Annotated in this window: 14 protein-coding genes; 11 read left to right on the forward strand and 3 right to left on the reverse strand. The window is 60.4% G+C overall.

All coding sequences use genetic code 11. From position 1 onward, the window contains the following. The coding region (locus AC1XOS_RS01580; protein WP_481960460.1) for a type IV pilin protein at window positions 1-230 on the reverse strand (230 nt) is incomplete at its 3' end. A 137-nt stretch (window positions 231-367) separates the two neighbouring features. On the opposite strand from AC1XOS_RS01580, the gene AC1XOS_RS01585 reads away from it, so the two are divergent. Further along, window positions 368-811: a Fur family transcriptional regulator gene (locus AC1XOS_RS01585; RefSeq protein ID WP_481960461.1), complete on the forward strand. Its 444-nt coding sequence runs from the start codon at window positions 368-370 to the stop codon at window positions 809-811. Between the two features lie 69 nt (window positions 812-880). On the opposite strand, the gene AC1XOS_RS01590 is transcribed toward AC1XOS_RS01585, so the two are convergent. Further along, a complete protein-coding gene (locus AC1XOS_RS01590) occupies window positions 881-1,036 on the reverse strand; it encodes a hypothetical protein (RefSeq protein ID WP_481960462.1) in 156 nt (51 codons plus the stop codon). A gap of 211 nt (window positions 1,037-1,247) precedes the next feature. On the opposite strand from AC1XOS_RS01590, the gene AC1XOS_RS01595 reads away from it, so the two are divergent. The 10 genes from AC1XOS_RS01595 to trpC all read left to right on the forward strand — a co-directional run bounded on the left by AC1XOS_RS01595 (window position 1,248) and on the right by trpC (window position 11,311). Further along, entirely contained in the window at window positions 1,248-3,716 is a 2,469-nt protein-coding gene (locus AC1XOS_RS01595; protein WP_481960463.1) for a TonB-dependent receptor plug domain-containing protein, read from the forward strand. Window positions 3,717-3,728: 12 nt separating this feature from the next. After that, on the forward strand, window positions 3,729-4,634 hold the full coding sequence (locus AC1XOS_RS01600) for an energy transducer TonB (RefSeq protein WP_481960464.1): 906 nt from the start codon (window positions 3,729-3,731) through the stop codon (window positions 4,632-4,634). Between the two features lie 38 nt (window positions 4,635-4,672). Beyond that, the gene (locus AC1XOS_RS01605) at window positions 4,673-5,047 is read left to right on the forward strand and encodes a hypothetical protein (RefSeq protein WP_481960465.1); all 375 of its coding nucleotides are present in this window, start codon (window positions 4,673-4,675) and stop codon (window positions 5,045-5,047) included. Window positions 5,048-5,128: 81 nt separating this feature from the next. After that, entirely contained in the window at window positions 5,129-6,241 is a 1,113-nt protein-coding gene (locus AC1XOS_RS01610) for a hypothetical protein (RefSeq protein ID WP_481960466.1), read from the forward strand. Between the two features lie 8 nt (window positions 6,242-6,249). Continuing rightward, complete coding sequence (locus tag AC1XOS_RS01615; RefSeq protein WP_481960467.1) at window positions 6,250-7,083, forward strand: metal ABC transporter substrate-binding protein; 834 nt, start codon at window positions 6,250-6,252, stop codon at window positions 7,081-7,083. 3 nt (window positions 7,084-7,086) lie between these two features. Then, window positions 7,087-7,827 (forward strand): metal ABC transporter ATP-binding protein, encoded by a 741-nt coding sequence (locus AC1XOS_RS01620; protein ID WP_481960468.1) that lies wholly within the window; start codon window positions 7,087-7,089, stop codon window positions 7,825-7,827. Between the two features lie 14 nt (window positions 7,828-7,841). Further along, window positions 7,842-8,834 carry a metal ABC transporter permease gene (locus AC1XOS_RS01625; protein WP_481960469.1) on the forward strand — a complete coding sequence of 331 codons (993 nt, stop codon included), beginning with the start codon at window positions 7,842-7,844 and terminating at the stop codon, window positions 8,832-8,834. A 14-nt stretch (window positions 8,835-8,848) separates the two neighbouring features. Further along, window positions 8,849-9,400 carry a hypothetical protein gene (locus AC1XOS_RS01630; protein ID WP_481960470.1) on the forward strand — a complete coding sequence of 184 codons (552 nt, stop codon included), beginning with the start codon at window positions 8,849-8,851 and terminating at the stop codon, window positions 9,398-9,400. Window positions 9,401-9,410: 10 nt separating this feature from the next. Beyond that, window positions 9,411-10,427, forward strand: coding sequence for an anthranilate phosphoribosyltransferase (gene trpD / locus AC1XOS_RS01635; RefSeq protein WP_481960493.1), 1,017 nt, complete (start codon window positions 9,411-9,413; stop codon window positions 10,425-10,427). Next, window positions 10,424-11,311: an indole-3-glycerol phosphate synthase TrpC gene (gene trpC / locus AC1XOS_RS01640; RefSeq protein ID WP_481960471.1), complete on the forward strand. Its 888-nt coding sequence runs from the start codon at window positions 10,424-10,426 to the stop codon at window positions 11,309-11,311. Before trpD ends, trpC begins: the two co-directional genes overlap by 4 nt. On the opposite strand, the gene AC1XOS_RS01645 is transcribed toward trpC, so the two are convergent. Further along, on the reverse strand, window positions 11,297-12,565 hold the full coding sequence (locus AC1XOS_RS01645) for a hypothetical protein (RefSeq protein ID WP_481960472.1): 1,269 nt from the start codon (window positions 12,563-12,565) through the stop codon (window positions 11,297-11,299). The two genes, trpC and AC1XOS_RS01645, sit on opposite strands and share 15 nt — an antisense overlap. Window positions 12,566-12,567 lie beyond the last annotated feature (2 nt).

Consider the following 12,567-nt stretch of genomic DNA (forward strand, 5'->3'; position numbering starts at 1 on the left):
AGAGCACCGTAGGGCATGAGCGTGGTTCCCCAAGAGGAGCTCCTGCTTGAGTGACTCGTGAGGGGGAGCATTCCCTCATGGTCTGCCGCGTACTGAAGCACAGCGCTGCTAAGCTGACGTAGGTTGCTGGCGCAGGCACTCTGCTGAGCGCGTATACGCGCTTGTGCAAAGGCAGGGAAGATAACGGCAGCAAGTGTTGCAATAATTGCAATGCTTACCACTATCTCCATCAGAGTAAATCCCTTGCTCACCATCACCTCGCTTTGGGGAAAGAATACCGCAACACAGAAAATATTGCAATCGAATCACTAAAACAATCTAGAAACGACAATATTTTCTCCGCGTGATATAATTTCCCACAATAACGATGACCAAGGATGAGCGCCTCCAGTGGTTTGAAGCCACCCTTGAGCAGGCCGGGATGCGAAGAACGCTCCCGCGCCGGATTCTTCTGCGCCTACTGGCGGCCAGTGAGCGTCCTCTCTCCGCGCAAGACATCTACGAGCAGACCGAAAGTGACATCAATCTGGTCACGATCTACCGCACGCTCAACGAGCTCACACGGCTAGAGCTACTGATCCGTACCGAGTTTGGTGAGGGTTTCTACCGCTATGAGCCCGCTCCAGGCCCCTCAGACACGGATCACCACCACCATCTGGTCTGTGATAGCTGCGGCTCGATTGCTGACTTCGAGGGCTGCATGGTGGATGCCATGCTCACCCAGACCACGATTCCTCATAACTTCCAAGTCGCTAGCCACACCCTGACGCTCCACGGGACGTGCGAGCGCTGCCAGACCTCTCCCAAGTAGTTTTTTTGTTACTGTGTTATAATAAGTACACAGTAAACGATGGTCACGACTTGCAAGAAACAACGAGTTCTACAGCGCTTCGCGACTATGGTCGTAGCGCTCTGGTTGTTCTTTTGTCTCTGGTGCCCTCTCACTCACGATAAAAGCCACACGCCACAGCGGGACAGAGCAGCGACGCACCTCACACTTGGTGCGGAAGATTCCTGTGCCCTCTGTTCGCTCCAAGCAACCTCGACAACTCTTGCAGGTGCCTCACTAGCCCTTCCTCCCCCGACTGTGCTACTAGAAACGTCGCCGCTAGCTGCCTTGCTCCCTGTGACGACTCTGGTCTCGCCACGGCATACCACACGCGGCCCCCCAAGCTCTCTCTCTTAAAAATTCATCAATAATTTATTGTCGTTTCTCTTCAATTCACGTTTCAGGAGTTTGATACCTCATGCGTCTTTCGTCTGTAGCCCGCCTTGGGCTTGTCCTTGCTATTTCTGTCTCTCTTTCTTCCATTGCCCACGCCGATGTGGTGGGTCGCTTAAAAATCAAAGTGCTCAACGCCGAGTCTGAGAAGCCTCTCTCGGGCGCTAAGATTCTTCTCACCGACAGTGCTGGGGTGCGTACGCCGCTCACCGTGACCACGGGAGCCGATGGCACCGCCCTCACGCCGCCTCTGGAGAACCGCGCCTGGAAGCTGACAACCTCTTCGGGGGAGTTCCAGAAAGATACCCAGTCGGTCACCGTGGTCGCCGATGCTACCACCGATGTCGAGATTCTGCTGGAGCCCCTCAAAGAGAAGACCATCAAGATCACGGCGGACCGCGATAGAATCCGTAGCGGCGATGCGTCGTCGGCAAAGACGCTCTCCAGCGAGACGGTTCAGAAGTTCCCGCTGACGGCAGGCAACCGCCAGAGCCTGACGAAGGCGATCCGTGCGGTTCCCGGCTTTGCGGAGGACTCGGTGAACCAGGCGCATCCCCGCGCCGAGCACGCGGCCACCTCGATCTATCTGAATGGCTTCTTGCTCCCCGGTGCGTTTCAGGGCCGGGCGGGACAGTTTCTCGCCCCCGATGCGCTCCAGACCATCGATGTGATCACGGGGGGCTTTGCGCCCGAGTACGGCTCGGAGACGGCGGCGGCGCTGAATCTGACGCTGCGCTCCGGGACACTAGAGCCGTTTCGCACTCTTACCGTAACGGGTGGCGGGTTTGGCACGGGTGAGACCAGCTTCACCGCAGGCGGCCAGCTCGGGGCTGAGAAGAAAAAGCTAGGCTACCTCATTAACTACACGGGCCGCACCACAGACAATGCCATTGAGGCTCCACAGCCCGATAAGCAAACGCGTCACAATAGCCAGACCTCCCAGACGCTCTTTGCCAACTTCGACTACGAGCTCTCCGCCGCAGAGAAGCTCTCTTTCACCGTGAACTCTGCTCCCGCCCGCACCCAGATCGCCAATCGCACAGGTCTGGGCGCAAAGTTCGAGCCCGTCGGACAGGGCTTTGGCTATGGGGGGCTTAAAAACGCCAGCAGCGGGCTCGCCTCGCAAGATACGCTAGGCCAGGACATCTACCAGAACGACAACAACGGCTTTGGGACGCTTCAGTACCGCAAGCAGCTCAATGCCAAGACTACCGCCGTGGTCACCTACGGCTCATCGGAGTCGCGCCAAGACCTGCTCAACAACTCACCCGGCAATAGCGCGACGATCTCCTCCAGTAGCCTCGCCGCCGACTCCTCCCTTGAGTTCCACCCGACCATCAAGCGCACATACAATCAGAGCCAGCTTCAGGCTAACCTCACCGTCAATGAAGGCAAGCACACCTACAAATTTGGCGGAATCTTCTCCGACCAGCGCGGCAACGAGAGCTACCAGATCGTCCCGGGCAGCCAGACCGCACTCAATGCCCTTCATGAGCTCGATGCGCGGCTTGTCGCTCCGGGGGGGAGCCTAGTGGGGGATGACTATATCGTCGGAGCCGCTACCGCCACGCCCACGCTTCGGGTCAAGCGTAAAGGCTACTACGGTGCGGCCTACGCCCAAGACACGTTCAAGGCAAGCGAGAAGCTGACCATCAACTATGGCCTGCGCCTCGACACCTACAACTCCCAGCAGACCGTAGACGGCGCGACGGGCGCGTCTCTCACCGCAACCGATCTCTCACCACGTGTCAATCTGGCCTACAATGTCGCGCCCAAGACCATTGCCCGCGCTTCGTACAACCAGCTCTTCTCCCAGCCGCCGCTCGCCCAGGGGGGGCTGATTGGCGATGCTGTCAAGCCCCAGCGCGTCAAGATGATCGAGACGAGCCTGGAGCGCCAGCTCCCCCAGAACCAAACCATCAAAGTAGCGGCCTACCGCAAGTGGTTCCACGACCAGCTCGATACCGCCATCTTGATTCCGGGGACGCAGATCGGGGTGTTCTCCACCGTGAATATCAGTAACGGCTCGTTTGCAAATGGCCTGGAGCTCTCCTACGACAAGACGCCCAAGAACGGTGTGGGGCTTGGGAGCTTCTTTACCTGGGCCAATGCCATCAACAAGCTGGTCAATGGCGAGGAGGCCTACTCCGACCACGACCAGCTCAACACGCTCTCGGGGGGCCTGACCTACGGCCTTAAAAATGGCTCAAACATCGCCCTGAGTGCCTACTACGGTAGCGGCGCGTTTTCGTCCCCAATTGTCAACCCAGAGGATGAGAATGCAACCGTGGACGGCGGCAAGCGGCAGGCACGTGCGGAGATCAACTTCCGCTACTCTACCGGCGGCAAGCTCCTTCCCAATGGCCTCCAGGCAGACCTCTCAGTGGAGAACTTGCTCGACAGCCGCGCCGTGATGAACTTCAACTCGCCCTTCACCGGAACCCGCTTCCAGCAAGGCCGCCGCGTGATGCTCAGCCTGACCAGTAAGTTCTAACCCAGAGACCCAATGGAAATCCTGAAAGATAATCTCCGCCCACGCTTTGGAGCCGCCCTTGGGCTCTCCCTGGCGTTCAATGCCATGTTTCTGCTTGCGGTGATGCGCATCTCAATAGCCCACCAAGGCCACCAAGACGCGCATCCGGGGCCGCTTGAGATTATCTTTCAGGACTGTCCTGAGTGCAAGACAGCTAAAAACACAACAACGCCCGCTCCAAAGGCCACCCCGCTCCCAGCGCAGGCGACACCACCGCCCACGCAGCCAACTCTCCGCCCGCTTTCTCCAAAGCTACCGCCGGTGCAGGCACCCACCCACCAGGCCCCCACGCCCGCAGAGCGCCCCGTGCTCACGGCCATCGGCGGGCCTGCGGCAAGGCCCACGGAGCGCGCCCAGCCGTCGGTGGATAGCTTTCCCCAGCCCACTGCCCGGCCAATCGCTGCCCCCACGCAAGCACCACAAGCGGCTCCACAAGCGGCCCCGCAAGCCGCGCCCAGTGCACCTGCGGCAACCCCCAAGCCGACTCCAGAGCCCACACCGACGCCGAAGCCCACACCCGCTCCCACGCCTCGACCGACACCGGAGCCAACACCAAAGCCCACGCCAGCACCAAAGCCCACGCCTGCGCCCACACCCAAGCCTTCCGGACCAACCCGCGAGGCGGAGCCCAGCCAGCAAGTCCAGCCCACGATCCCCGACTCTCTCAAAAAAGGCGAGTTCAAGTCTTTTGTCCGTGTGGTCGTCGAGATCGAGGCAGACGGCAGCTTTGAAGTCAGCCTGCGGACATCGTCGGGCAACCCTGAGGTAGACCAGCGCGTGCTAGAGGCGCTGAAAAAATGGAAGTGGAAGCCCGCCCTCAAGAGCGGCCAGCCTATCGCCAGCACCCAGCGTTTTAAGTTCGAGTTTGAGGTGCAATAGCCACGTATCGCACGGCGCATGGTATCCTTTAAGGAGGCATGCTGGTTACTCTGCGACGAAACCAAAATTTTCTGGGCCGCTTTTTTGCGGTGGCCTTGCTGGCACTGTATGCCTTTACCCAGCTAGGGCACTACCGGGAACACCGCTCGGGCCTCGCGGCTGCACAGGCTGCCACCCGTCATGCACGCCACCATGCGGCGACGCGGCATACCGATATCACTACCCCCCAAACCAAAGATCTCTGCACGATCTGCGTGCTCTCGTCGTCGTCGGTAACCCTCACTGCTCCTCTGCTTATCGCGCGTCACCGCCTCGTCGCGCTGACAACCACACGCGGCCTCTTCCCGAATGTCTTGCGACTGGCCCGTGGGCGACATTACTCCCCTTCCCGCGCCCCACCTGCCGTCTCCTGAGTTTTATTTTCTCTAAATAATTCGTCTTTTATTGCCTCTAGCGCCTCGCTAGAGAGCACGATACTCAGGAACTCATCCCAAATGAAGTGGCTCACTTTTCTAGCCGTGACACTCGTGGTCGCGCCTGCTTTTGCACAGACGCCGCCGCCACCGCCCGATGCGGTGGCGGCTCCGACAAGTGCACAGACCTCTAATAATAATAATCGCTATTTGTTGCTCCCTGATATCTCGTTTATCAGTGATGCACGAGGACTTTTCACCAGCGATAAGACCAACCTGAATCGCAACAAGTTCCTCCTAGACTCCGGCGAGCTGGCGATCCAGAGCTTTGTCTACCCCGGCATCAAGCAAGATGCCTTTATTGTCTTTGCCAACGGCGAGACCCGAATTGAGGAAGGCTATGTCACGGTGCAAGACCTGCACTTTGCTAAGCTTCCCCTCTCGGCAACCGTCGGACGGCGCAAGGCTCCCTTTGGGCGCGTGAATCAGCTCCACCCGCACTCCTGGGCCTACATCGAGCCGCCCACGGTGCTCAAGAACTTAGTCGCTGATGAGAGCCTGACGGGTGATGGAGCGTATCTGTCCTATCTGTTTCCCACTAAGTTCTTTCTCCAGCTGGACGCAGGCTACTGGGGCCAGCCAACACCCATAGAAGACATTCCCGCCGATGGCCAAGGCCCTACAAGCGGTGCGGGCTTTCGAGACACCTTCAGCACACTACGCCTCTGGGCATCCTCGAAGCTAGGGGGCAACGATCTGGAGCTCGGCGCCTCGGATGCTCGTGGAAAAGGAGTGGGCTATGCTGGTCTCTCGCCACAAAACACGCTTCATGGGCTTGACCTGACCTATCGCCTCGGAAAAAAAGATAGCCAGCGCACTCTGGTGCGAAGCGAGTGGCTTGGGCATGAGCAAAAAGGCGGCGGCACGACCCGCAAAGCGGAGGGCTACTACGTCTCAGTGGATCAGCGCTATGGGCCTTTTCGCTCGCTGGGGGTGCGCTACGACAACAGCGGCTCACCGTGGGTGTTTGGCCGCGAGAAATCTCTCTCGCTGATCCAGACCCACCAGCTCACCGAGCAGACCTACTTTCGCCTACAAGCCACCCACGGTGACCGCCCCGGTCAAAAAGGCTTTAACGAGCTTCGTCTTCAGTGGGTCTGGGGAGTCGGCCCGCACACACACAACCTGGAGTAGAGAAGAAAATGGAAGTTATTACCACCACCCCCGAGCTCGCCGCCATCACCCGCGAGCTGGTCGGGAACTTAGCCAATGTCACATCGCTTGCCAAGCCAGAGACCAACTACCATCAAGTGGATGCCAAGCCCAGCGATGTCGTCAAAGTGGCGCGCGCCGATGTCTTTGTGCGCTGTGGAATGGACCTAGACATGTGGGCCGATGCCCTGCTTGCCTCCGCCCGCAACGCGAAAGTGCAGCGTGGCGCGGCAGGCTACGTGGATGCCTCAGCACGCGTACGAAAGATGGAAGTCCCCACAGGCGGAATCAATGGCGCGTCGGGCGATGTCCATGCGGCGGGCAATCCCCACTACTGGTTCGATCCCAAAGATGCTGTCGTGGTTGCCTATGAGATTCTGCTGGCGCTTTTAGCCGTTGATAAAGCCCATGCCGCGAACTACAACGCCAACTACAAGCGCTTCAGCGATGAGATCAGCTCGCGCATGGCAGGCTGGGAGAGAACGCTGGCTCCGTTTAAGGGCCACGGCTTTGTGGCCTACCACGATGAGTGGATCTACTTTGCGACCCGCTTTGGCCTCATGCCCTTTGGCTTTCTGGAGCCCAAACCTGGCATTCCGCCATCGGGTGGCCACGTGACCGATCTGATCCAGCGTATGAAGACCAGCAAAGTCCGCGCCGTGATCATGGGCTCGATCTACTCCACCAAGTACGCCGATCTGATCGCCAAAGAGGCGGGAGGCAAAGTGGCAGTCGTGCCCTACTCCGTGGGAGGCATGGGCACCCGGAACTACTTCGATTACATCAACGCCATCGTGGAGGGCTTCGCGAAAGCGCTGCGCTAAGCTATGGAAAACACGCCGCTGATTACATTTGACGATGCCACGCTCGGCTACGGGCGGCGCGTGGTGCTGCCCTCACTCTCCTTCGGGCTGAGCGAGGGCGGCTACCTAGGCATTGTCGGGCCCAATGGGGCAGGCAAGACCACGCTGCTCAAGGCAATTCTGGGAATCTTGCCCCCGCTCTTGGGCAAGGCGATCCACCACTGCAAGCTGACGTTTGGCTATGTTCCACAGGCACAGACCACCGATGATCTCTTTCCGATCACGGTTCTAGAGATCGTGCTGATGGGCCGCTACCGCCGCGCGGGGCTGCTCAAGACTCCCGGTAACGAAGACAAGCAGCGAGCGGAGAAAGCACTGGAGCAGGTGGGCTTGCCGCACCTGAGCGCCCACCTCTTTCGGGAGCTCTCGGGGGGGCAGAAGCAGCGCGTCTTGATGGCCCGTGCGCTGGTCTCTGAGCCCGATGTGCTGGTGCTGGACGAGCCTACGAGCGCGATGGATATCGCCGCAGAGTCCGCCACGATGGAGCTCATCGAGCGGATTCACCAGGAGAGCCGCCTGCTGGTGGTCCTGGTCTCCCACAGCCTCAATATTGTCGCCAACCACGCACAGACCGTCGCGATCTTAGGCGGGACGCACTTTCAGATCGGCCCCGTCGAGGAGATTGTCCAGCCCGAGACCCTGCGCGGGCTCTTTAACTACGACTTTAAGATCCTTGAAGTGGAAGGCCGGAGGTTGGTGCTTTGAAAAAGCTCTTTGTTTTGTTATTGATAGGCCTTATACCCGTATGCGTCCGCGCACAAGCGCCACCGCCACCCCCGCCGCCAGAGGCTCTCGCTCCGGAGACGGCAAGCGCGACACCCGCACCTAGCACGCCAGCCGTCACAGCGCCCCAAGAGTCGGAGCATGAGCACGACGAAGCCCTGCCCGATGAGCTGAAGCACGCCTCGCTGGCAAAAGTCTTTGGGCTGGACTTTATGCAGCGGGCACTGGTCGCCGGGCTTGCTGTGGGGCTAGTCAGTGCCTATCTCGGGGTTTTTGTGGTACTAAGGCGCGTGGTCTTTGTGGGCATGGCCTTGGCGCAGTTCTCCTCCGCGGGCGTCGCACTGGGGCTCTTGCTGGGGCTGGCACCGCTGCTGGGCTCGATTGGGATGATGCTCGTCGGAGTCTTCTTGCTCTCCCTGCGCTGGTCGCCGCGCAAAGTCCGGCAAGACACCGTGATTGGCCTAGGCTACGTGCTCGCATCAGCAGTAACCATTCTCCTACTGGCGAAAAACCCACGCGGTGAGACCCAGCTTCTGGACCTGCTCTCTGGCAATATCATCACGGTGACAGCAGCCGATACGCTACTCACGATTGGGGCGCTGGTTGTGGTCTTTGTCTTGCACCGCCTCTTTGCCAAGGAGCTGCTCTTTATCTCCTTTGACCCGGACACGGCGCAGGCCGCAGGCTACAACACACGCCTCTGGGAGACGCTTCTCACGCTGAGCATTGGAACTGCCATCGCGTTCTCCATCCACGCCGTGGGAATCTTGCTGACCTTTGGGACTCTGGTGATTCCGGCCGTAAGCGCCTTGCTTCTGACCAAGCGCATCAGCCATACGTTTATTCTCGCGGCAGTTTTAGGAGCGATTCCTATCCCCGTTGGGCTCTACCTCTCGTTTATCTGGGATTTCTCGCCCGGCGCGATGATTGTGGCGCTGAGTGCGGCACTACTGACAGTCTGTGGCCTGCTCTCTAAAGTGCGTAGCTAAGGGTACAATCCCCCATGCAGCAACCTCTCTGGCAAGAGCTCCAGGTGCAGAGTGTCTCCGTTCCGGAGGAGACCCTGCCGTTTCTGGAGGCGCTACAACATATCTACACCAACGGCGGCGCGGAGCTTCGGGGCTTTGCGCTGGAGCCGCACCCGCTCTGGCTGGCGCACGCCGCCTACGATGATCTGGATCGCCTCGGGTTTCCACGGGATTTCCTGTGCCTGCCGAGTGTGCTAGAGGCCCTCCCCGAGCCGCAGCGCATCCCCGATCCAAGCCTTGTGCCCAGCTTTTACCGACTGGATGAGCCGCTGGAAGACCATCTTGCCCTGCGGCTGATTAGCGGCGGTGCGTATGTCGCCTGTGACCAGTCGCCTGAAGACGCGGAAGATGGGGCACTGGCGTTCTGCACGGCTCTCTTGCCCGGCGCTCCTGAGGAGTACACGACCTATCTGTGCGAAGAGGGCTGGCACGGCTGGCTCCACGATATCGCCTGGGACGCCACTCTCGTGACCGTGGATCGGATGCGGGGGCTGGTCTGGGTGCTGATGCTCACGGACATGGACTAACTGCGATAAAATACCCCTCGTGAAAGAAGTTCTGGCGAAAGTTCTGGGCGGCACGGGGCTCTCCGAGGCCGAGGCTGAGGCCGCGATGGGCACGATCATGGCGGGGGAAGCGACGCCTGCCCAGCTCGGGGCCCTACTCACGGCGCTACGCCTCAAAGGCGAGAGCGTGGAGGAGCTGACTGGCTTTGCCCGGGGGATGCGGGCACACTCACTCAAAGTCACGACCCACCGCCAGCCGCTTGTTGATACCTGTGGCACGGGCGGTGCAGCACAAAAGACCTTCAATGTCTCGACCACATCGGCCTTTGTCGCCGCCGCCGCGGGAGTTGCCATTGCCAAGCACGGCAACCGCGCCGCCACCAGTAAGTTTGGCTCCGCCGATGTGCTCGAAGCCTTGGGCGCACGCCTCGATCTGACGCCTGAGGTGGTCGGGCGCTGCATTGATGAAGTCGGAATCGGGTTTCTCTTTGCCCGCAGCCACCATCCCGCAATGAAGCACGCCGCCCCAGTTCGCGCCGAGCTGGGCTTTCGGACGATCTTTAACGCGCTGGGGCCCCTGACCAACCCGGCAGGCGCAACTCGGCAAGTGCTCGGGGTCTACGATGGCGCTCTATGCGAGCCCCTCGCTCACGTTCTCCTGCGCCTCGGGGCCGAGCATGTCCTAGTGGTACATGGGAAAGCGGGCCTTGATGAGCTTTCTACGTTTGGGGAGACGTTTATCGCAGAGGGAAAAAACGGCACAGTGACCACCTATACCCTCACCTCCCGTGAGCTAGGACTCACCGAAACGACTCCCGAAGCCCTCGCGCCCAACGACGACGACCCCGCCGCCACGGTTCGCGCGATTCTCTCGGGCGAGCCCGGCCCCCGCCGTGAGATCGTGCTGGCCAACGCCGGAGCCGCGCTCTATGTCGCCGGAGCCGTCGACACCCTCACCGATGGCATCGCGCTAGCAGCCCAGACCCTCGACTCAGGCGCGGCACTAACTAAGCTCAACCAGTTTGTGGAGTTCACACAGAGATCATGAGTGATATTTTAGAGAAGATTCTTGCCACCAAGCGCGACGAAGTCGCCGCTCTTAAGGCCACCCACAAGCCCGCGCACTTGCAGGCTCAGTGCGCAGATTTGCCGCCGACACGCGGGTTTCAGAAAGCCCTCCTCCCCCCTACCCCCTCCTCCCGACCCCGGGAGGAGGGGGAGAAAGAGCAGGTTTTCTCACCCCCTCACCCATCCCTGCCTCCGCAGGGTTGGGAGGAGGGGGCAGGGGGGAGGAGGGTATCCCTGATCGCCGAGGTGAAGAAGGCCTCGCCGAGCAAGGGGCTGATCCGGCCCGATTTCGATCCCGTGGCCATTGCCCGCGCCTACTTTGCGGGCGGAGCGAGCTGTCTTTCCGTGCTCACAGACGAGACGTACTTTCAGGGAAGCTTGGGCTATCTCGCCACGATTCGTGAAGTGGTGCCGCTACCACTCCTGCGCAAGGACTTTCTGATCGACCCGATCCAGATCTACGAAGCGCGCCTAGCGGGTGCCGATGCGATCTTACTGATCGTCGCCGCGATTCCCTCCCCCGCACGGCTAGCCGAAATGCGCCACGCCGCCGAACAGCTTGGGATGGACGCTCTCGTGGAAGTTCACGACGAGGCGGAGCTGGCGCTGGCTATCGAGTCTGGCGCGACGCTGCTTGGGGTAAATAATCGCGACTTGAAGAGCTTCACGGTGAGCCTGGAGACCTTCGAGCGCCTCGCGCCCCTCTTTCCGAAAAATACCGTCGCCGTCGCCGAGAGCGGCATCTTCACCGCCGAGGATGTCGCACGCATGGGAGCCGCCGGAGCCCACGCCGTTCTGGTCGGGGAGTCGCTCATGCGCCAGCCCGATGTCGAGGCAGCAACTAAGGCGCTACTCGCGCAGTAGCGCGGGCTTGGTTGCCATGAGAATCTCGCGGATGGCGGTTCGGTCGGCCTCGGTGAGCTGCGCGAAGTCTTTGGATTTATCTTGGCCGGAGAGGACTCCTTGAATGCGGCGCGTGATGTAGCTTTTTGCTTCTTTGGGGAGTGCGTCAAACTGCGGCGAGTAGACGGTCCAGCTCAAGGGGTAGCGGGACAGGCGGGTTTGTAAGTCCAGATCGCGTAGGGTGCGGCCCCTGCCATCGAGCGGGCCTTGCTGGGCGAACTGGCGTGCAAAGGGCGTGGTGCCGGTTACTTTTTCCTTGAGAGGCGCTTCATCGCAGAAGAAAAGCGCCTTGACCAACGGCTCGCACGCGCTGGCAATCCGGCGCGTGGTGCTCTCGCGACGGCCCGTCTCTTTCAGCGCGGCGTTGAGCTGGGCTTCATCAGCGAGGGTATCGCGGACAAGATAGCTCACACGGGTCAGTAGGTTCTGGAGCGCTCCCTGATGCTCCGCCACTAGGAGTGCGACAATATCGGAGTGGGGGGTGAGATACGGCGAGGTGTCAAACTTCTCGCGCAGGTTGGTCAGATTGGCTCCCGCCTCAGAGTCTATGCGCGCATCGCCATCGCCGCCCCGTGCGAGCTCATTGCCCAGGTGCCGCAGCTTCCCATGCGTGCCTGTCACGTACCAGCCCCCCCAGCGCTCCTCAAACGGGCTCGCATCGGTCGTCATCTTCGAGCCCGCCGAAAAGTCCGGCTGGCCATCGGCACGCACATAGAGCGAGCGCATCACATGCCCTGGGATGCTCTTGGTCACCGAGGACTGGTGGCACTGCAGGCACTCGTAGGTCTGGCGCTTAAGAACGAGCCGATTGGGATTCTGGGCCAGCGTGTAGAAAACAGAGCCCTGCACGGGATCTTGCGCCATCAGCTCCAGCACCTGCCCGCCTTGGACAAACCCCACCCAGCAGTTGTCGTTAAAGTAGAGCGCACGGGGCGTGCTGGGGGTAATAAACGAGAGCTGGAGGCTGGTTTTGGAGAAGACAAGCATCTGGGAAGAGGGAAGAATCTGCAGCTCTTTTAGCAGCGCCTTGAGGTAGCCACCCTGCGCCTCGTAGCGCAGCTTTAGCTCGCCGCGCTCCAGGCGTTTTTGTAGCCGCGCAATGGGATCGTCCATCGTGGCCGTGAGATACTCCGCCGCCGCATCGGGCTTTTTCCTGGGCGCACTCGCCAGCGCCGCAGATGCCAAGGTCAGCAGGATTAGCATAATAAGACGCATTT

The organism is Armatimonas sp. (assembly GCF_964826245.1).